This window comes from Bacillus altitudinis (genome assembly GCF_001191605.1).
GTDB classification, from domain to species: domain Bacteria; phylum Bacillota; class Bacilli; order Bacillales; family Bacillaceae; genus Bacillus; species Bacillus altitudinis.
The window spans coordinates 1,686,910-1,706,845 of the sequence record NZ_CP009108.1; the positions used below are offsets into that span (position 1 = coordinate 1,686,910).

At 43.9% G+C, this 19,936-nt stretch carries 20 protein-coding genes; 13 read left to right on the plus strand and 7 right to left on the minus strand.

The genetic code is table 11. The features are described from left to right. Positions 1-130: 130 nt before the first annotated feature. From ribD to ID12_RS08485, 7 genes are all read left to right on the plus strand, one after another. Entirely contained in the window at positions 131-1,213 is a 1,083-nt protein-coding gene (gene ribD / locus ID12_RS08455; protein ID WP_025206907.1) for a bifunctional diaminohydroxyphosphoribosylaminopyrimidine deaminase/5-amino-6-(5-phosphoribosylamino)uracil reductase RibD, read from the plus strand. Positions 1,214-1,329: 116 nt separating this feature from the next. Then, positions 1,330-4,008 (plus strand): exosporium glycoprotein BclB-related protein, encoded by a 2,679-nt coding sequence (locus ID12_RS08460; RefSeq protein ID WP_272914029.1) that lies wholly within the window; start codon positions 1,330-1,332, stop codon positions 4,006-4,008. Positions 4,009-4,149: 141 nt separating this feature from the next. Then, a complete protein-coding gene (locus tag ID12_RS08465; protein ID WP_035391373.1) occupies positions 4,150-5,745 on the plus strand; it encodes a sensor histidine kinase in 1,596 nt (531 codons plus the stop codon). Positions 5,746-5,748: 3 nt separating this feature from the next. After that, positions 5,749-6,447, plus strand: coding sequence for a response regulator (locus tag ID12_RS08470; RefSeq protein WP_050827051.1), 699 nt, complete (start codon positions 5,749-5,751; stop codon positions 6,445-6,447). 2 nt (positions 6,448-6,449) lie between these two features. Beyond that, positions 6,450-7,427, plus strand: a complete 978-nt coding sequence (locus tag ID12_RS08475) for a tripartite tricarboxylate transporter substrate-binding protein (protein ID WP_046342937.1) — start codon at positions 6,450-6,452, stop codon at positions 7,425-7,427. A 190-nt stretch (positions 7,428-7,617) separates the two neighbouring features. Beyond that, positions 7,618-8,916, plus strand: a complete 1,299-nt coding sequence (locus tag ID12_RS08480) for an Mg(2+)/citrate complex secondary transporter CitM (protein ID WP_008341779.1) — start codon at positions 7,618-7,620, stop codon at positions 8,914-8,916. Between the two features lie 181 nt (positions 8,917-9,097). Continuing rightward, positions 9,098-10,729, plus strand: a complete 1,632-nt coding sequence (locus ID12_RS08485) for a M14 family metallopeptidase (RefSeq protein WP_050827052.1) — start codon at positions 9,098-9,100, stop codon at positions 10,727-10,729. Between the two features lie 73 nt (positions 10,730-10,802). Here ID12_RS08485 and ID12_RS08490 read toward each other — a convergent pair whose 3' ends face one another. Next, positions 10,803-11,288 (minus strand): phenolic acid decarboxylase, encoded by a 486-nt coding sequence (locus ID12_RS08490; protein ID WP_008341777.1) that lies wholly within the window; start codon positions 11,286-11,288, stop codon positions 10,803-10,805. 113 nt (positions 11,289-11,401) lie between these two features. Between ID12_RS08490 and ID12_RS08495 the strand changes: the two genes are divergently transcribed. From ID12_RS08495 to ID12_RS08505, 3 genes are all read left to right on the plus strand, one after another. Continuing rightward, positions 11,402-11,959 (plus strand): PadR family transcriptional regulator, encoded by a 558-nt coding sequence (locus ID12_RS08495; protein ID WP_050827053.1) that lies wholly within the window; start codon positions 11,402-11,404, stop codon positions 11,957-11,959. 104 nt (positions 11,960-12,063) lie between these two features. Continuing rightward, positions 12,064-13,170, plus strand: a complete 1,107-nt coding sequence (locus tag ID12_RS08500) for a nitric oxide synthase oxygenase (RefSeq protein ID WP_007496564.1) — start codon at positions 12,064-12,066, stop codon at positions 13,168-13,170. 100 nt (positions 13,171-13,270) lie between these two features. Continuing rightward, a complete protein-coding gene (locus ID12_RS08505) occupies positions 13,271-13,696 on the plus strand; it encodes a hypothetical protein (protein ID WP_041090675.1) in 426 nt (141 codons plus the stop codon). 14 nt (positions 13,697-13,710) lie between these two features. On the opposite strand, the gene ID12_RS08510 is transcribed toward ID12_RS08505, so the two are convergent. After that, positions 13,711-13,983: an acylphosphatase gene (locus ID12_RS08510; protein WP_035391366.1), complete on the minus strand. Its 273-nt coding sequence runs from the start codon at positions 13,981-13,983 to the stop codon at positions 13,711-13,713. A gap of 122 nt (positions 13,984-14,105) precedes the next feature. On the opposite strand from ID12_RS08510, the gene ID12_RS08515 reads away from it, so the two are divergent. Further along, positions 14,106-14,756 carry an MOSC domain-containing protein gene (locus ID12_RS08515; protein WP_046342941.1) on the plus strand — a complete coding sequence of 217 codons (651 nt, stop codon included), beginning with the start codon at positions 14,106-14,108 and terminating at the stop codon, positions 14,754-14,756. Between the two features lie 41 nt (positions 14,757-14,797). Here the strand turns inward: ID12_RS08515 and ID12_RS18860 are convergent, their stop codons facing one another. The 3 genes from ID12_RS18860 to map form a co-directional block, all read right to left on the minus strand. Beyond that, positions 14,798-14,935, minus strand: coding sequence for a YflJ family protein (locus tag ID12_RS18860; protein ID WP_008341771.1), 138 nt, complete (start codon positions 14,933-14,935; stop codon positions 14,798-14,800). A 134-nt stretch (positions 14,936-15,069) separates the two neighbouring features. After that, on the minus strand, positions 15,070-15,231 hold the full coding sequence (locus ID12_RS19350; protein WP_008341770.1) for a hypothetical protein: 162 nt from the start codon (positions 15,229-15,231) through the stop codon (positions 15,070-15,072). A gap of 262 nt (positions 15,232-15,493) precedes the next feature. Beyond that, the gene (gene map / locus ID12_RS08520; RefSeq protein WP_008341769.1) at positions 15,494-16,243 is read right to left on the minus strand and encodes a type I methionyl aminopeptidase; all 750 of its coding nucleotides are present in this window, start codon (positions 16,241-16,243) and stop codon (positions 15,494-15,496) included. Between the two features lie 190 nt (positions 16,244-16,433). Here map and nagE point away from each other — a divergent pair, with 190 nt between their 5' ends. After that, positions 16,434-17,798 (plus strand): N-acetylglucosamine-specific PTS transporter subunit IIBC, encoded by a 1,365-nt coding sequence (nagE, locus tag ID12_RS08525; RefSeq protein WP_050827054.1) that lies wholly within the window; start codon positions 16,434-16,436, stop codon positions 17,796-17,798. Between the two features lie 18 nt (positions 17,799-17,816). Here the strand turns inward: nagE and ID12_RS08530 are convergent, their stop codons facing one another. Next, a complete protein-coding gene (locus ID12_RS08530; RefSeq protein WP_050827055.1) occupies positions 17,817-18,575 on the minus strand; it encodes a DUF817 domain-containing protein in 759 nt (252 codons plus the stop codon). Between the two features lie 194 nt (positions 18,576-18,769). Here ID12_RS08530 and ID12_RS08535 point away from each other — a divergent pair, with 194 nt between their 5' ends. After that, entirely contained in the window at positions 18,770-19,273 is a 504-nt protein-coding gene (locus tag ID12_RS08535) for a DoxX family protein (RefSeq protein WP_007496570.1), read from the plus strand. Between the two features lie 42 nt (positions 19,274-19,315). Here the strand turns inward: ID12_RS08535 and ID12_RS08540 are convergent, their stop codons facing one another. Then, on the minus strand, positions 19,316-19,903 hold the full coding sequence (locus ID12_RS08540) for a YjgB family protein (RefSeq protein WP_050827677.1): 588 nt from the start codon (positions 19,901-19,903) through the stop codon (positions 19,316-19,318). Positions 19,904-19,936: the final 33 nt, after the last annotated feature.

Genomic DNA, 19,936 nt, shown 5'->3' on the forward strand with positions numbered 1-19,936 from the left:
AACTGTTTTATTCCTTGCCTTACTATGATCGATCTGAAAAGAAACGGCTTGAGAAAGTATAGCACATGAGAATAGAACTCCTTCATTTTCTGAAGGAGTTCTTTCCCTTGAGAGAAGAAAGGAGCCCGAGATGAAAGACGATGTTTTTTATATGAAGCTGGCGATTGCCAACGCGAAGGCGATGAAAGGACAAACCTCACCCAATCCGCTTGTTGGTGCAGTGATTGTTCAGAGCGGTGAGATTGTTGGGATTGGTGCGCACATGAAGGCTGGCGAACCTCATGCTGAAATTCATGCGCTGCAAATGGCAGGAGAAAAGGCGAAGGGAGCTGACATGTATGTGACACTCGAACCTTGTACACATCACGGAAAAACAGGCCCTTGCACCGAAGCGATCATTAGCAGTGGTGTGAAGAAAGTGTTGATTGCCACTCAAGATCCGAATCCGGTTGTTGCAGGAAAAGGAATTGCCTTTTTGAAAAAGGCTGGAATTGAAGTGGAGCAAGGTATATGTAAACACGAAGCAGATCGTTTAAATGCTCCTTTTTTTCATTTGATGCAAACAAACCTTCCTTATGTCATCTTAAAATCAGCTATTTCGATAGATGGGAAAATTGCCACGGCTGATCAAGAAAGCAAATGGATCACTGGAATAGAAGCGAGAACAGAAGTGCAGCGCTTACGTCAAGAAGTAGATGCGGTGCTGACAGGAGTGGAAACGATTATTCAAGATGATGCCGGCTTAATTGTAAAGGATTCATTCAACCATCAGCCCATTCGTGTCATTTTAGATTCAACATTAAGGATACCGCTTCATGCCAAATGCTTAACAGATCATAGGGCAGAAACCATAATTTGTACATCACAAGATTATGATCATCAAAAGTATCAACAGTTGATACAAAAAGGTCATCAAGTATTTGTCACAAGCGGAGAACACCGGACAGATCTTCAGGATGTGTTACACCTGTTGAAGAAGCGCTCTGTGATGTCAGTGCTTGTAGAGGCAGGGGGCAGTGTGAGTGCGTCATTTTTAGAAGCATCACTTGTGAACGAAGCTGTTATCTATATGGCACCTTTATTAATCGGAGGGAAAGATGCACCTACTTTTTTTGAAGGAGAAGGTGTGAAAAAACTAAAAAAGGCGATCCGTCCAGCGGATATTGAATATAGTATGGTAGGAAAAGATTTAAAAATGACGATGACATTTTAACGATGGAGAGAGGTCCTTGCACGTAGAGTGCAAGGCCTTTCAAATTTTTTGATAAAAATAAAATTGTACATACACCTTTATCGATCATGATGAATACGATGGATGGGGGTGATTCTATGAGAAAATGTAGACAATGCGGAAAGATATACCCAACTCATTCGACCGACCACTACCAAAAAGGAAGCTGGTATGATGCGTATAAGGATGATGGCTGGGAATGTGATAGTTGTAAGAAAGGTAAATCAGACAAACCAAGGAAACCAGTAAAAAATCCATGCTGTGGAAAAGATCCTTGTGTGTGTGTCATTCAAGGACCGCCAGGGGGAAGAGGAAGGAGAGGCCCAGCAGGTCCGGCAGGTCCAGTGGGTCCAGTTGGCCCAGCGGGTCCAGCAGGAGCAACGGGCGCAACAGGCGCCACCGGTGTAGGTTTAACCGGTATCGTGGCATTTGATCCAGCGGATGCCCCAACCTATCCAGAAGGTCAAGTGGTGACATTTGATGGAAGTACGTATGTGGCGAATACAGCTTCACCAACAGGTACGCCAGGTACGTCTCCAGATTATACATTGTTAGCAGCTGCGGGAGATACGGGCGCCACGGGTGCCACAGGAGCCACAGGAACAGGAGCGACCGGTGCTACAGGAGATACAGGCGCAACCGGAGCGACCGGAGCCACAGGAGATACGGGTGCCACAGGAGCCACAGGAACAGGAGCGACCGGTGCTACAGGAGATACAGGCGCAACCGGAGCGACAGGAGCCACAGGAGCAACGGGCGCAACAGGAGCCACAGGAACAGGAGCGACCGGTGCTACAGGAGATACAGGCGCAACCGGAGCGACAGGAGCCACCGGAGCAACGGGTGCCACAGGAGCAACAGGAACGGGAGCGACAGGAGCCACCGGAGATACCGGCGCAACCGGAGCGACAGGAGCCACCGGAGCTACGGGTGCCACAGGAGCAACAGGAACGGGAGCGACAGGAGCCACCGGAGATACCGGCGCAACTGGAGCGACAGGAGCCACAGGAGCAACGGGAGCCACAGGAGCAACAGGAACGGGAGCGACAGGAGCCACCGGAGATACCGGCGCAACCGGAGCGACAGGAGCAATTGGAGCGACCGGTGCAACGGGAGATACGGGAGCGACTGGAGTAACTGGAGCCACGGGTGCAACGGGTGCAACGGGAGATACAGGAGCGACAGGAGCAATCGGAGCGACCGGTGCAACGGGAGATACGGGAGCGACCGGAGTAACCGGAGCCACAGGAGTAACGGGAGATACGGGAGCGACTGGAGTAACCGGAGCCACAGGTGTAACGGGAGATACGGGAGCGACTGGAGTAACCGGAGCTACAGGTGCAACAGGAGATACGGGAGCGACTGGAGTAACCGGAGCCACTGGCGCTACGGGAGCTACAGGTGCAACAGGAGATACGGGAGCGACTGGAGTAACCGGAGCCACTGGCGCAACGGGAGATACGGGAGCGACTGGAGTAACCGGAGCCACAGGTGTAACGGGAGATACAGGAGCGACTGGAGTAACCGGAGCTACAGGTGCAACAGGAGATACGGGAGCGACTGGAGTAACCGGAGCCACTGGCGCAACGGGAGATACAGGAGCGACTGGAGTAACCGGAGCCACAGGTGCAACGGGAGATACGGGGGCAACCGGAGTAGGGTTAGCTGGTATTTTGGCATTTGACCCAGCAACAGCTCCAACCTATCCAGTAGGTCAAGTGGTGACATATGAAGGTGGAACTTATATCGTAAATACAGCACCACCAACTGGCACACCAGATACGTCTCCAGATTATACGTTATTGGCAGCCGCAGGTGTGACAGGCGCAACGGGAGATACGGGAGCGACCGGAGTAACTGGAGCCACGGGTGCAACGGGAGATACGGGAGCGACTGGAGTAACCGGAGCCACAGGTGTAACGGGAGATACAGGAGCGACCGGAGTAACCGGAGCTACAGGTGCAACAGGAGATACGGGAGCGACTGGAGTAACCGGAGCCACAGGTGTAACGGGAGATACGGGAGCGACCGGAGTAACCGGAGCAACTGGCGCTACCGGAGCCACGGGAGCAACCGGAGTAACCGGAGCCACAGGAGCCACGGGAGATACGGGAGCGACCGGAGTAACCGGAGCCACGGGAGCAACCGGAGTAACCGGAGCCACGGGAGCAACCGGAGTAACCGGAGCCACGGGAGCGACCGGTGCAACAGGGGCTACAGGAACCGGAGCCACGGGCGCAACCGGTGCAACAGGTGTGACAGGATCAAGTGCGATTATTCCATTTGCATCTGGTACGCCAGCTGTTTTAACCACAATCGCAGGCGGTCTAGTTGGAACATCTAGCTTGGTCGGATTCGGGAACTCGGCGACAGGTGTCAGTATTGTAGGAGGAATCATTGATTTAACCGGAGCAGCAGGAACATTGTTAAACATGGCATTCTCCGTTCCAAGAGCTGGAACCATTACGTCATTTGCTGGCTATTTTAGCACGACTGCAGCCCTTTCTTTAGTTGGCACGAGTATTACTGTAACTGCTAGTCTGTTTGCTTCACCAACACCAGATAACAGCTTCACTCAAGTAGCGAGCGTTACATTGGCACCGGCGTTAACCGGTATTTTAACGATAGGGGCTATTTCAAACGGTATCGCTACTGGTTTAAGTGTACCAGTCACACCGCAAACAAGATTGCTTGTCGTATTCTCGGCAACAGCTACTGGTCTTTCCTTAGTGAATACTGTAGCAGGCTATGCAAGTGCTGGTTTATCCATCACGTAATAGGCACACAGGGATGACTCAATACTGAGTCATCCTTTTTTGTCTGTGTGAATTTTCTCTTAACTTCATGAGAAAAAATGATATGATTTTCTTAGAGTCTATTCGGGTGAATCTACTGAATTAGGGGTTGTGGCGGTGAGGATGGGCAAAAGGAAAGTCACTTTACAAACAAAAATTTTGGGGTTAATTATTGGTCTTTTACTTGTTGTTATTGCCTTATTGACCATTTGTTTTGGTTTTTTGCAGACATCAGAAAGGCAGAGCCAAGCTGAACAGCTGGCGGTGCAAACTGCTAGAACGATATCTTATATGCCGCCTATTAAAACATCGGTGGCCACGGGAGATTCGCAAAATGAAGAACAGGCTGTGCTTGAGCAAATGAAGGAGCAAGTAAGAGCGCATGCCATTTTTATCACCAATCAAAAAGGAAAGGTTCTTTTTCATACGAATCATGAGGATGTAGGGAAAACCATCAGTGTGTCGGAAGGAAGAAGTACACTGCTATTTGGAGGAACTTCCATATCAATGGGTGATTCTGATGGTGAAACCGTTGTCAGAGGAAGTGCTCCGATTATGAAAGAAACTGGCAGTCATGAAGAAATTATTGGGACCGTCAGCGTCGAATTTTTAAAAAGAGATATCGATCAAGCGACAGCTCATCAACTCTTCAAATTAAGTTATATTGCCCTTCTTGTGCTCTTGCCTGGGGTTTTTGGAGCGATTTTTTTAACAAGGAGTATTCGAAAAGATATATTAGGGCTTGAACCGCATGAAATTGCTTCATTATATCGAGAAAGAGAAGCGATGCTGCATGCGATTAAAGAGGGAATCATTGCATTTGACCGTAAAGGTGCCATTACGATGATGAATACGTCAGCTGAACAGATGCTACGCGTCTCTTCAACGCTGCCTCTTCATATTGATCAAGTGTTGCCAAATGCCAATCTTCTTTCCTATCTAAAGGTAGAGACGATTGAACCTAACATAGAATCAGTCGTCAATGATAAAACCTTCGTGCTAAATGTCAAAAAAGTGGTGCAGGACAATCGAGTATTTGGAGGAATTGTGAGCTTCAGGGAGAAAACCGAGCTGACAAAGCTGCTGGATACATTGACAGAGGTCAGTCAATATTCAGAAGACCTTAGAGCACAAACACACGAATTTTCGAATAAGCTGTACGCTATTTTAGGCTTGCTTGAGTTGAAACAAGTGGATGAAGCCATTGAGTTAATTAAAGAAGAGTATACACTTCAAAATCGCCAGCATGATTTACTCATGAAGCAAATTCGCTCTCCGAAGATACAAGCCATTTTACTTGGGAAGTTAGGAAAGGCATCTGAGAAAAAGGTCCATTTTCACATTGATGAAAATAGTTCATTGGAGCCGCTCCCAGCCCATTTGAGTTTATCTCACTTTATTACCATCATTGGCAATCTCGTAGATAATGCGTTTGAGGCTGTATTGAATAAGGAGACAAGAGAAGTCAGCTTGTTCATCACAGATATTGGATTTGATATTATCATAGAGGTATCTGATTCAGGGGACGGTGTAGATGAAGGAGCCATTTCACAACTTTTCACAAGAGGACATTCATCAAAGGGAGAAGGGCGAGGTTATGGACTTGCCAATGTCAAAGAAGTGCTAGATGAACTTGGGGGCTGGATTGAAGTTGCGAACCAAAAAGAAGGCGGTGCCATCTTCACTGTTTACATACCGAAAGGCACAAAGGGGGAATAGGTTGTGATCAAGGTACTCATTGCGGAGGACGATTTTCGAATCGCTGCGATTCATGAATCTTATATACAAAAGGTACAAGGCTTTCAAGTTGCCGGCAAGGCAAAGAGTGCAAAGGATCTGTGGGGGGCACTTCAAAAAGAACAAGTGGATCTCATTTTACTTGATGTCTACATGCCTGATGAGCTCGGCACGAACCTTTTGCCGCTGTTAAGAGAGCGCCATCCTGAAGTGGATGTGATCATTATCACGGCTGCAACGGAAACGATGCTGTTAAGAGACGCCCTGCATTATGGAGTCGTTCATTATTTAATCAAACCAGTGACCGCCCAAAAATTCACGCAGGTGTTAACCGAATATAAAGAGAAGAGAGAGTTAATCAATTCAAAAGATGAAGTCAATCAAACGATGATTGATCTGTTTTTTGGTCAAATACAGGAAGAATCGCAACAAAAGGATGAGCGAGACTTGCCAACAGGCATTAATTCACTGACTTTGGACAAAGTGAAAACATTCATGGCAGCAGAGATGAACGGAATTACAGCAGAAGAACTCGGAGAAAAAATGGGCGCATCACGCACAACAGCAAGACGATACGTAGAGTATCTTGTGACAACGGGAGAATGCCGGGCAGAGCTGGCATATGGAATCATTGGTAGACCAGAACGAAAATATTATCCCGCCAAAAAACAAACGGAGTCATAAAAATGAAAAAAGGAATACTCTTACTCATTTTGGTCTGCCTTTGTACAACGCTCACCTTTAATGAAAAAACAGCAAAAGATTCTTTCCTGGAGCACAGCCCATTATACATTGTGGTATCAGGTGTACCTGACGGCGGATTTGACCAAACGGCTCAAGTGATGAAAACCGTACTAGAACAAGAAAAACTAGTGGAAGAGCCTGTGCATATTCTTTATCAAAGAGGCGGAACGGTTGATAAAGGATGGACCTATATGATGGAGCGAGATGCCAATTATATTAGTTTAAATTCAAGCTTATTATTAAGCCGTAATTTGCTGGGCAGCAGTAACGTGACCATGAATGATGTTACCCCGCTCGCTATTCTTGCGGAAGAGTGGCAGGTAGTCGCAGTGCCAGTTGATTCTCCTTTCTCAAATGGAAAAGAGCTATTACACGCACTAAAAAAGAAACCGGATTCCTTAAAAATTGGGTTTGCCCCGGACTTTGGAAATGATGATCAAATCTCATTCGCACGGGCTGCCGAAATGGCAGGGATAGATCCGTACCGCATTCAGTTTTTAAAATTTGACAGTGCAGATGATTTATTCCAAGCACTCATTGACCATGAGGTAGATGCGGCAACTACAACCATTACGGAGGTTCGCCACGATTATGAAAAGAAAAGACTGAAGCTTGTTGCGACCACAACGAATCAGCGTTTAGAAGGATTCAAAGACGTGCCCACTTGGAAAGAACAAGGGATTCCGCTCATCTTCTCTCATTGGCGTGGTGTGATGGGACCAAAGCAAATGAATCAGCACGACATTCGAGCATGGGATCAGCTTCTTCAAAAAATGACGCAAACGAAGTCATGGAAAAAGCAGTTAAAACAAAAAGGCTGGACAGGCCGTTATATGAATAGTAAAGAAGCAAAGGTCTATATGGAAGATCAATTAAGGCGTTATGAGCAATTTATACAAGGAGAAAAAGCGGTCAAATGAGACCGCTTTTTTCATGGAACCAACAAAGAACAACAATTGCACAAAATGAACAAAAAGCATTTATCGACCAAAAAAGAATTAAAATTCATAATATTTACTTCAATTAAGGCGTCAGATATCATGACAGAAAGGGTTGGAAATGGGATACCAACATTTAATGAAAGCGTATACAACATAAGGGGTGAACGAAATGTTAGCGATCTTAGGATTTCTTATGATGATTGTATTTATGGTTTTAATTATGACGAAACGTATGTCTGTTCTAACGGCATTGGTATTAACACCGATTGCATTTGCTCTTATTGCAGGTTTTCATTTTACAGAAATTTCAGACATGATTGTCAAAGGTGTACAGCAAGTTGCACCAACGGCGGTCATGATCATGTTTGCCATTTTGTACTTCGGGATTATGATTGATGCAGGTTTATTCGATCCAATGGTGGCGAAAATTTTAAAGATCGTCAAAGGCGATCCATTAAAAATTGTTGTCGGAACAGCCGTCCTGACGATGCTTGTCGCACTTGACGGTGATGGAACCACAACGTACATGATTACAACAACAGCCATGCTTCCACTATTTACACTGCTTGGCATTCGTCCGATTATTTTAGCGGGTATCGCCGGAGTCGGCATGGGGATTATGAATACGATTCCATGGGGAGGGGCAACACCTAGAGCGGCAAGTGCACTTGGCGTTGATCCATCACTTTTATTTGGCCCGATGATTCCAGTCATTGGTGCAGGGGTTTTGAGCATGATTGTGGTGGCATACTTTCTTGGGAAGTCTGAAAGAAAACGTCTTGGTGTTATTGAGCTCGAACAGCCGATTCATGCAAATGAAATGGCAGCAGCGCTGCAAGATGATATTAAGCGACCGAAACTTTGGTGGTTTAACCTGACACTGACTTTGCTTTTGGTTCTCTTGCTTGTGTCTGGAAAAGTAAGCTTAACGGTTCTGTTTGTTCTTGCCTTCTGTGTCGCCATTATCGTGAACTATCCGAATTTAGAACAGCAGCGTGAGCGAATTGCGGCTCATTCCACAAATGTTTTGGCGATTGCTTCCATGATCTTTGCAGCAGGGGTTTTTACAGGCATCTTAACTGGGACGAAAATGGTTGATGAAATGGCGATTTCGATTGTTTCGGCTATTCCAGAGCAGCTTGGCGGGTTTATTCCAGTCATTGTTGCGCTAACAAGCGGGATCTTCACTTTCTTTATGCCGAATGATGCATACTTTTATGGGGTACTGCCGATCCTATCAGAAACAGCGGCAGCATACGGTGTCGATAAAATTGAGATTGCGAGAGCATCTATCATTGGTCAGCCGATTCATATGTTAAGCCCACTTGTTCCATCGACTCATTTACTTGTTGGACTCGTTGGGGTATCACTAGATCAGCATCAGAAATTTGGCATGAAATGGGCGGTTCTTGCAGTCGTCGCCATGACAGTGATGGCGGTTCTCATTGGGGCCATTTCGATCTGGTAATGAGAAGAGTGTCTGTTGCTCATGCAGGCGCTCTTTTTTAGGTCCTATTGCAGGGCAAGCTCCATTCATTTGCCCTATATAAAGACATGCATGATTCCTCCAAAAGATATATTTTTGAAAAATGCTGACACTTTTGCTGTTTTTTTCTTTATAATGCAAATCAACGAAGGGAGAGGATAGCATGTCCAAACAGAAAAGCACATTTCTTTTTGCTGCTGTATGCCTCATGGCAGGAAGTTTGTCGATGGTGACCCCAGCTTCAGCGAATGCAGAGACCCCTTATTATGGAAAAAGCTATAAGCAGCCAGCCTCGGTTCAAAAACTGTATCCTGAGCCTGACGAAACGTTTGATACCCCTGCCTTTCAGAAAAAAGGAGAAGCATTTACCACACAAGAAGAGCTTCAAGATTTTTTACGTGACATTGTCAGTAAAAGTCCTTACGCCACGCAGAAACAGATTGGAACATCCATTGAAGGCAGGTCCATTCCAGCCCTCTATTTTACAAAGGACCGCCACATCTCTCCACTGTCAAAAAAGCCAACGATCTGGCTTCAAGCACAAATACACGGAAATGAACCAGCCTCCGGTGAATCTGCCCTTGTCATCGCCAAACGACTAGCAGGTGATGAAGGAGAGCGTATACTGAGCTATGTCAACGTCATCATTGTTCCAAGAATCAATCCAGATGGTTCTTATGCATTTGACCGCAGGCTTGCAAACGGAATGGATGGCAACCGTGACCACATGACACTAGAATCTCCAGAGCTGACAGCCCTTCATCAAGAATTTAATCGCTTTGCGCCCGAGGTCGTCATCGATGCCCATGAATATGATGTCGGTCAAAAGCAGTTTGAAGACATCGGTGCATCAGGTGCTCTCAAGTATCACGATTTGCTGATATTATCCGGTAAGAATTTGAACATTCCTGAAAGCATTCGATTAACGTCAAATGAATTGTACGTCAACGGAGTGCGTGAAGCATTGACGAATAAGGGATTTTCCAACGATTTATATTATACAAACACAAGAGGGAAGGACGGAAAAATCGATCTTTATGAAGGCGGAACTGATGCACGAATTGGCCGAAATGCCCTAGCGCTTTCACCAGCTTTATCCTTTCTTGTAGAAAGTAGGGGGATTGGAATTGGCAGAGAGGACTTTACCCGGCGCGTGGCAGCACAAGTTACCACTCATGAAAAAATCATTGAGACAACGGTGAAGCATGCTAAGCAGGTGAAGCAGCAAATGGTGACGGAGCGGCTGAAACTTGTGAAAAAAGGTCTTCAATCAAACGATGATGATCAAGTGGTCATTCAAGATGCTTTCAAGGCGCCTGTGAACGATTCACTTGAAATGGTGGATATTGAGAAAGGACAAACCACCAATGTCCCGGTACGTTTTCATAGTGCAAGTGATGCGGTTCCTGTATTGACAAGAGAACGGCCGACAGCTTATCTTATTCTCCCAGGACATGAAGGAGTAGATAGAAAGCTCAGAACTTTAGGGTTAAAAAGTGTGACACTTCCTGTTGGCATGAAAGTACCTGTACAAGCCTATCAGGTAACAAAACGAGTGGAAACAAGCAAAACAGATATTCAGCTTGAAACGAGACTCGTTGAAAAGAAACGTCAACTGCCAAAAGGAACAAAGGTATATGTGACGGCACAGCCAGAGACCAATTTGTTGTCACTTGCCCTTGAACCAGAATCAAAAGACAGTTATATGTCATCAGGTTTTATTGCATCAAAAGTAGGCGATGAACTACCAGTTTACCGATTCTTGTTATCTCAAAAGACGTTAGGTATGAAATAAAAAGGACTAAAATCAAGTTCATTTTAGTCCTTTGTCAATCACCCTAGAAGCGGCACAGTGCGTGCCGCTTTTTCTATTTTCGTCCAGCTCTGATCTCATCGGTCATGCCTTCATACGGTGCTTCTGCGATAATCGTTTCATCGTTTACCCCAGCATGGTGGATGTACGTAATGTCTGCGAATTCTGGTACGACATACTTCGGATAGGTTTCATATTTTTCACGGGATTCTTTCATGAGGTCGATATAGTCATTTTGATAGCAAACGGTGATATCTGGACGTTCATGCACCCATTTTGGGAAGAAAATGACCCCATGCATGCGTTTCTCCTCAGGCATAAAGTTTAAAGACACGTCTGTCCCAGTCGGTTCCGTCCAGGAAACTTTGTATACCCCTTTTGTCAGCTTCACAATATTCACTTCTTGATCACGAACCCAGCGGCCTCCAACCATTCCGCTATGAATGCGGTAATCAATGGTGTGATCATTTTTAATGTAAATCTCATATTCCCAGCCATTTTCATACGTATAAATCATATGAAGTCCAACGAATTGATCCATGTTTATTCCTTCTTTCAATTAAAATGATGTTGTTTCAAACATGTCATGATTTACATGTTTATTTTAGGGTGTATGGTATACTATTGTCAAAGAATATGCGTTGGAGGCATGTCATGAGAGTACTGAAATATGCCATTCTTGGCTTACTAGATCAGCGTGAGCTGACGGGATACGATATGAAGAAACACTTTGAAGATTCCCTTGGACAGTTTTGGAGTGCGAAGCATAGTCAAATATACCCTGAATTAAAGCGGCTAACAGAAGAGGGTTTTATTGAATTTGATATTCACATACAAGGAAAGAAGCTAGAGAAGAAGGTTTATCAAATCACTGATGCAGGAAAAAGAGAACTGCATGAATGGTTAAGGGAAAAAGGCCCGATTCCAGACACAACAAAAGATGAATTTATGTTAAAAACGTTCTTTATCTCATCTATGGATCAAAAAGAAGCGGCCGGTCTGTTCGCACATCAGCTGCTGGAGCGAACAAAGAAAGTAGAGATGCTTGAACAGAAACTGAACGTTTTAACAGAAGAAGATCCATCTGCCCAATCACTGCATTCAACACAATTCGGGCATTATTTAGTACTGACAAGAGCAATTGAAAGGGAAAAAGGGTATGTTCGCTGGCTCCAAAAGACCCTTGAAGTCATTGATTCATCCATTGTCTAAGGACAATCGTCGCACGATATGATAAAAAATGGTTTGAAACAAGTGAATTTATCAATAGAAACCGCTACAATGGATATATTCGTATTAAAGTGAGGCGAGTATGTTTGAGTAACCAAGAAGCGTTGTGGAATGAAGCAGAAGCTTTTATTTCTGTATGCTATGAAGAATTAGGCAAATCAAATGAAGAAAAAGCAGCACGTCTGCATGAAATAAAACAAGAAATTGAGTCTGACGGCATGTATACTCATACGCAGGAAGAATTAGCTCACGGGGCAAAAATGGCATGGCGCAACAGCAACCGGTGCATTGGGCGCTTGTTTTGGTCAACACTGCATGTGCATGACTGCCGGCACGTGACAACAGAAGATGAGGTGAAAGAGGCACTCTTTCATCATATTGAGTATGCGACAAATGGGGGTAAAATCAAACCGTCCATTACCATCTTCCCACCAGAGAATAAGGGACGGAAGGAAGTCGTTATTTATAATCATCAGCTCGTTCGTTATGCGGGATATGAGTCGGAATATGGCATCATTGGGGACGAGGCATCACTTGAATTAACCAAGTTGTGTGAAGCGCATGGCTGGAAAGGCGAAGGCACGCATTTTGACCTTCTGCCACTGATGTTTCAGCTAAAAGATCAGCCGCCGGTTCTGTATGATCTTCCGAAAGAGATCGTTCAAGAGGTAGAGATCACTCATCCTGAATATGATGGGTTCGGTGATTTAGGACTGAAATGGTATGCTGTTCCGATTATTGCTGATATGAAATTAGAAATTGGTGGCATTCATTACAATGCGGCACCGTTTAATGGATGGTATATGGGAACAGAAATTGGCGCACGTAATCTAGCTGACGAAAACCGCTACAATATGTTGAAAAAAGTCGCTTCTATTTTAGGGCTCGATACAACAAAAAATTCGTCACTTTGGAAAGACAAAGCCATTGTCGAATTGAATGTCGCGGTTCTGCACTCTTATCGCGAGGCAGGGGTGACCATTGTGGATCATCATACAGCTGCCCATCAGTTCAAACAATTTGAAAAACAGGAGGAAAAGGCTGACCGTAAGCTGACTGGTGATTGGACATGGCTGATTCCGCCAGTATCACCAGCTGCTACGCATATCTTCCATCGTCACTATGACAATACGATCGTGAAACCGAATTATTTTTATCAGGAAAAACCATACCACGGGACGGAAAGAGCCTAGCGAAAAGCTAGGTTTTTTTGTATGAAATGAGTCTTTGGAATGTTGTTTGATTTGGAAAATGATGGTTTAATGGCGGTGAAATCAAAAAGGGGGAATATAGATGAAAAAAATGACGTTGCTCATATTTTTGGCTGTATTCAGTTTCAACGGATTTCTACCACTAGGTGATGAAAGAGCTAAAGCAACGACTGGAGCAATGGTTCAGAATGACATCGTTTTAAAGGTGACAACCGATCGTTCAACTTATACTTCGCTTCATCCTCAGGTCAACGTCAACATGACCGCAACAACAAATGAAACACTTTATTATACAGCTGCTATTCGAAAACTTACTTTCCCAGTGACACCAGTCTTTACACACGAAGGGTCTATCTCTGGACAAAACGCTTTCGCAGCACCTACTCGTTTATTACTTCCTAACAGTGGATCAGCCAATTATGATGTTCATGTGAGTCTCTACAAAGATGCTTCACGTACAACCTTGATTGGTTATTATGTTGCAAACCCATTTACTGTTGTGAAATAAAGGACACACATCAACTATCCTTTAATCCGAAAGTCTTGATAATGGGCGAACTTGGTGAGCGGCTCCATGTCCAAATGTGTGACTTTTGAAAAAGGACTACCTTTACGGACGGTCTCTAAAAAGTCAAACACCTCCTGCTGCTCTCCTTCTACTTTTAACTCCACGTGACCCTCATCTGTGTTGCGTACCCAGCCTTTTATCCCTCGATTGACGGCTTCTCCTTGAACAAAATAACGAAAACCGACTCCTTGAACTCGTCCTTTTACAATAGCGTGATAATGAACCAATGTCATCTCTCCTTTTTTCTCATCGTACCATAACCTGTCTCGTTCCTTCACGTACCGACTATGATTTGACTGTCAAACCATGTAAAATAAAAGCAATCAGACAATCAAAGGAGATGGCGAGAGTGGGGCAGACAAGGTACGACATCGAAGGAATTCAAGTAGGACAACCTATCACCACCTATGTGAATGGAAAAGAAATCAAAACAGCCATCAACAAAAAGCGTATTCACGAGCCTGTTTATTTGAGTAAGCTCAATTTTGATGGAGATGGACAAGGTGATTTGGTCCATCACGGAGGTGATGATAAAGCCGTTTGCGTCTTTCCATATGATCACTATACTTATTTTGAGCAATTTTTAGGGGTGCCGTTACAGGAGGCAGCCTTCGGTGAAAACGTGACCGTGCATCAGCTTGTAGAGACAGAAGTTCGTATTGGAGATGTATTTCAGCTTGGGGATGCGCTAGTTGAGGTCAGCCAGCCAAGACAGCCATGTGTGAAGCTCTCTCTTAAGCATGGAAACATGAAGCTTGTAAAGGAAGTGCAGCAAACGGGATATACCGGTTTTTATTTGCGTGTGCTGAAAGAAGGAATGGTCTCTCCTGATGAAGCTCTTGTGTTAGTCGAAAAAGCGCCCCATCCCATCACAGTCCACGAAGTCAATGAAGTCAAATACCGTCAAGTAGATCAAAACAGGCTGAAAGCAGTTCTTGAAGTAGATGCCTTAGCAGATGTGGTCAGAAAATCTTTAGAAAAACGTGTTCAGCCCATATAAAAAAGCCGTACATCTGCTATGGATGTACGGCTTTTCAACATTTAAGAGCTCGTTTTCTTTTGCTCAAGAAGATTTGCAAGGAAATAAGTTTTAAAGCTTTGAAGCTTTCTTCCTTCATGCTTGGTCACACCAAGCTTCTTTAATTCTTCGACATACCAGCCTTTGCTACCATAATGCATGATAGAAAACTCCTTTCAATGGAAACTGCCTGCATTGTAACATCTCAAAAAAGGACGTGAAAAGTGTGCAGGTGTTTAGAAATGAAAACTGATTCTATCTGCCTATGATCCATGTATATGCTGGAAATAATTATTTATGAATTTGGCGGGTTGAGGGTAACGATGATCATGCCCACTGTCATAATCATGATGACAATACCGAGGTAGGTCATCATGGATTGTTTTTTCTTAATACCTACAACCGTTAAAATAATACTTTCAATAAAGAAGATAACACCGATGATGATGAACCACATATCAAATAAGACCCCTTTCGCATATCTTTGCCTATTTTACCACAGGCATTTTTGTTTAGTCGTGACAGATTCGTGAAAGGGATTGCAGATTGTTGAGAAAGGGCTAAAATGAACTTGATTTTAGCCCTTTGTCTTCTCTTCAGCGTGATAGAAAACCTTTGAAGTCTAGGAAGGACGAGTACTGGCGCGCAGGACTGACACCGAATGCGAGGGTTTGTCTACACGCTAAAATCCCCTCCAGTGAAGGAGGGGACCCGCTTGCTTACAGCTTTGTTAAAATAATCGGTTCGTCTTTTGTGATCACAATCGTATGTTCAATCTGTGCGACCAGACTCTTATCAGGTGTTTTAAATGTCCAGCCGTCATCCGCTTGATAAATCGACTCAGCATTTGTTGAAATGAAAGGTTCAAAGGCGATGACTGTCCCATTCTTAAACAAAGCATTATCGAATGGATCATAGTAGTTCAAAATATGGTTAGGTGCTTCATGCAGGCTTTTCCCAATGCCGTGTCCTGTCAAGTTCTTAATGACGGTAAATCCTTGTTCTTTCGCCGTATTGTAGACCGCACGGCCAATTTGATTTTGTCTTTTTCCGGCTTTCGCATGCTTTAATCCTTCAAGGAATGCATCCTCTGCACACTGGCATAATGCTTCAAGACGAGCATCTCCTGTACCTAAAACGAATGAAATCCCAGTATCGGAATAATATCCATCAAGCTCTGCTGAGATATCAATATTAATGAGGTCGCCCTCTTGTAAAATGGTTTTTTCACTTGGAATGCCATGTGCGACTTCATCATTGACACTGATACAAGTCGTACCGGGGAAATCATATTCTTTTTCAGGAGCTGAATTGGCTCCATGTTCTTCTAATATTTTTTTCCCTATCAAATCTAATTCTTTTGTAGACATGCCTGGTTTCGCTTGGCTTTTCATTTCTTCTCTTGCCAAAGCGACAATTCGGCCGACTTTTTTTAAGGCTTCTAACTCATGATCATGTTTGACAATCACTGTTCATTCCCGCTTTCTATAACTTCATTCTATTCAATAGCTTACCACATTTTACGCCAAAAGAGTAAAGGCTGAGATTTGGGTGAGATGTGGACAAATTGGTATAGATAACTAGATGTGCATATGATATATTTTTTATGAACATCATGAGAGATTTGTTCATGATGATGACGAAGGGGGGAGAAATAAGATGGTGTTTCAGTTTTTTCAAAAGTTAGGAAAATCATTTATGCTTCCAATCGCTGTGCTTCCTGCAGCGGGTATCATTTTGGCTATTGGGCGAGAAGATGTATTCAACATCCCGTTTATTCATGCGGCAGGAAATGCAATTTTTGCGAATTTGGCTTTAATTTTTGCTATGGGTGTAGCGATTGGTATTTCAAAGGACGGTAACGGGGCAGCGGCGTTATCTGGAGCGATCTCTTATTTTATTTTGTCAGCTGGTACCACGTCGATCAATTCGACCAACAATATGGGGGTATTGGGTGGTATTTTGTGCGGACTTTTGGCAGGTTACGTTTACAATAAATTTAAGGACACGAAACTGCCGGAATACTTAGGTTTCTTTAGTGGAAGACGGCTTGTGCCAATTATGACAGCACTTTTTACCATTCTATTAGCAGCCGTTTTTGGATATGTATGGCCTCCAATTCAAAGTGTGATCAATGATTTAGGGGAGTGGATTTTAAGTCTTGGAGCAACGGGTGCCGGGCTGTTTGGCTTCTTTAACCGCCTGCTCATTCCATTAGGACTTCATCATGTGTTGAATAATCTATTTTGGTTTCAATTCGGTGAATTCAGCGGAGCGACAGGTGATTTAGCGCGGTTCTTCAAAGGCGATCCAAGTGCAGGTGTCTTTATGACTGGTTTCTTCCCAGTGATGATGTTCGGGCTGCCGGCGGCATGTCTCGCGATGGTTGTGACCGCAAAGCCTGAAAAACGAAAGGCAACAGCCGGTCTTATGATTGGAATGGCACTGACGTCATTTATTACAGGAATCACAGAACCAATTGAATTCTCATTTATGTTTTTATCTCCACTTTTATATGGTGTTCATGCGATATTAACTGGTCTTTCGCTCTTTATTGTCAACACCTTAGGCATTCATAGCGGTTTCGCTTTTTCAGCCGGTGCGATTGATTACGTTTTAAGTTTTGGAATTGCGCAAAAACCCATTCTGTTACTTGTGGTTGGGGTCATCTATGGCGTGATTTACTTTGTTGTTTTCTATTTCCTGATTAAATTGTTAAAGCTAAAAACACCGGGCAGGGAAGATGATGACATCGAAGATATTTCAGGGGATGATACACATACTGCCGGAGCAAGTATGCTCGTAGAGGGACTAGGCGGCAAAGGCAATATCACCACAATTGACCATTGTGCGACCCGTCTTCGTTTAACAGTAGAAGATACAGATTTATTAAATGAAGGTACATTGAAAAAAGCAGGTGCCAAAGGGGTACTGACGTCAGGAAAAACTTCTGTACAAATCATCATTGGAACAAATGTCGAATTTGTCGCCGATGATCTTCGCAAGGAAGTCGCTCGGGACTAAAAAAAGCGTTCAGCCAGATCAAATGGGCTGAACGTTTTTTTGTTTTCGCTGTTCGATCACCAGTACAATGCTGATGACAACAAGTAAAAACCATGAACTGATTTTACCAAGATGGACGAGAGACCAAGCATGCTGCTGATTTGGATATTGCCATGCTCCTAAAAAGGTCGTGACATTTTCGGCCACCCAAATAAAAAAGCCAATCAGCAAAAACGAGATAACAAGCGGCATACGAAAGGTCGATGAACCGACCTGAAAGGAAACGGCTGTTTTTCGAAACACAACCACTAGGAGTAATGTCAGCCACCAGCGTAAATCATAGATCCAGTGATGAGTAAAGAAATTGAGGTAAATACATAAACTGATCCCAATCGAAAGGTACGGCTGAGGCCATGCTTTCACCTTCACGTGAAGCCGAGTCAGTGCCTGATAAATATAGCTTGCCACGCTCGCATACATAAAACCGCTATAGAGCGGAACCCCCAAAATTTTCGTATAAGCTTCTTCAGGATAGGACCATGAACCCATATGTACTTTGTAGATTTCTAAGCCTATTCCAATCACATGAAAGAGACAAATAACCTTCAACTCTGTCAGCGTCTCAAGCCGTAGCATCAGCATGAGAAGCTGTGCCATGAGGCAAAGCAGAAGAATAACATCATATCGATGAAGAAAAGGAATAGACACGACCTTTGATAGGGCAAGCGCCGTAAAGATCATGACAGGAAATAGACAAGAGATGGCCTGTAAATAAGCAAAATGAAATAATGTTTTCATACAAAATGTAACCCCTTTTTACTGTCTGAAATAACTTAGACGGCAATAGCAAGGGGAAAGTTTACCTCGACTAGATATTCATGAACAATTTGTGAATATATATGTGAAAAGGATCACAAATGTATATTAAGTAGTATAATAAGATCATAAAGAAAATGTGAAATATTTCACATAATTTAAAAGGAGGCATCATCATGTTTACAAAATTCTTACAAACGAATGTATGGGCAGCGGTTATCCTTTTGGCAGCAAGACTTTATATCGGATGGACTTGGCTGACATCTGGTATTGGAAAACTAACAGGCGGATTCGATGCATCAGGATATTTGCAATTTGCCATAGCTGAACCTGTTGTGAAAGATGGACATCTTGTTTATCCGTTCTATGTCTGGTTTTTAGAAAATGTCGCGTTGCCAAATGCCGGACTCTTCAGTGCCATGGTCATGTGGGGAGAAATCTTAGTTGGTCTAGGACTAATTGTTGGATTGTTCACAACAACAGCAGCCTTTTTTGGAAGCGTGATGAATGTCTCTTTCTTACTAGCTGGAACCGTTTCTGTTAACCCGCTTCTTCTTCTAATCGCCGTCTTCATTATGGCAGCGAAAGGAAATGCCGGAAAACTTGGCCTTGATTATGTAGCAGGTCCAGTCCTTAAGAGAAAACTGAAAAGAAAGCCGCATTTAGAAGTGGCATCTTAATAAAAGAAAGCATCCTGAGCGAAAACTCAGGATGCTTTTTATTTAGGAACCGGCTTTGATGAGGTTAATATGCACCACAGTCAGCTCGTGCTGACTGATATCTGGATCATGTCCGACGATAAATTCGAGCTCATAATTACCGGTCTGATAAACGTATTTTTTCTCTTTTGTTTGCGGGATGGTGCTGACTGAATCTGCTGATCCAAGCTGTTTCTTTAATAGGGAAGGAGTCATTCCTCCGATATTCGTTTCTTTTTCTACATTTGTTCCAAAATAACGGATTTCGTTAATCTTGCCTTTTTTGTCATAGTGAAAAGCAAATCCAGGGTTGCCCATCTCAGCATGATACAAATCAAAGCCGCTTTGATCTGTTGCTGGATAAGGCTGTCCTAATTTATGCCGTACGTCTTTTTTTGTTTGAACCCCTATTTTGAGTCCTTCTGCATAGTATGGCATTTGTCCTTTATGCGCCAGCTGATAAATGCTGTTTAGTGCTGCTTTCGGACCTTGAGGAATGGATTGTTCTGCCTGCGTTTGGGTCAGGGCGTGCGCTGAAATCGCCGGGCTGAAAGCAAATAAGGTGGAAGAAGCGAGTGAAGCGGTCACGAGAAATGCTGCTGTTTTTTTCATGATCAATAATCCCTCCTTCTTCACCTATACCCG

Bases quoted from the DNA above. Each gene is read 5' to 3' on its own strand.
- ribD (WP_025206907.1), top strand. From the start codon at position 131: ATGAAAGACGATGTTTTTTATATGAAGCTGGCGATTGCCAACGCGAAG.
- ID12_RS08460 (WP_272914029.1), top strand. From the start codon at position 1,330: ATGAGAAAATGTAGACAATGCGGAAAGATATACCCAACTCATTCGACC.
- ID12_RS08465 (WP_035391373.1), top strand. From the start codon at position 4,150: ATGGGCAAAAGGAAAGTCACTTTACAAACAAAAATTTTGGGGTTAATT.
- ID12_RS08475 (WP_046342937.1), top strand. From the start codon at position 6,450: ATGAAAAAAGGAATACTCTTACTCATTTTGGTCTGCCTTTGTACAACG.
- ID12_RS08480 (WP_008341779.1), top strand. From the start codon at position 7,618: ATGTTAGCGATCTTAGGATTTCTTATGATGATTGTATTTATGGTTTTA.
- ID12_RS08485 (WP_050827052.1), top strand. From the start codon at position 9,098: ATGTCCAAACAGAAAAGCACATTTCTTTTTGCTGCTGTATGCCTCATG.
- ID12_RS08490 (WP_008341777.1), bottom strand. From the start codon at position 11,288: ATGGATCAATTCGTTGGACTTCATATGATTTATACGTATGAAAATGGC.
- ID12_RS08495 (WP_050827053.1), top strand. From the start codon at position 11,402: ATGAGAGTACTGAAATATGCCATTCTTGGCTTACTAGATCAGCGTGAG.
- ID12_RS08505 (WP_041090675.1), top strand. From the start codon at position 13,271: ATGAAAAAAATGACGTTGCTCATATTTTTGGCTGTATTCAGTTTCAAC.
- ID12_RS18860 (WP_008341771.1), bottom strand. From the start codon at position 14,935: ATGCATTATGGTAGCAAAGGCTGGTATGTCGAAGAATTAAAGAAGCTT.
- ID12_RS19350 (WP_008341770.1), bottom strand. From the start codon at position 15,231: ATGTGGTTCATCATCATCGGTGTTATCTTCTTTATTGAAAGTATTATT.
- nagE (WP_050827054.1), top strand. From the start codon at position 16,434: ATGGTGTTTCAGTTTTTTCAAAAGTTAGGAAAATCATTTATGCTTCCA.
- ID12_RS08530 (WP_050827055.1), bottom strand. From the start codon at position 18,575: ATGAAAACATTATTTCATTTTGCTTATTTACAGGCCATCTCTTGTCTA.
- ID12_RS08535 (WP_007496570.1), top strand. From the start codon at position 18,770: ATGTTTACAAAATTCTTACAAACGAATGTATGGGCAGCGGTTATCCTT.
- ID12_RS08540 (WP_050827677.1), bottom strand. From the start codon at position 19,903: ATGAAAAAAACAGCAGCATTTCTCGTGACCGCTTCACTCGCTTCTTCC.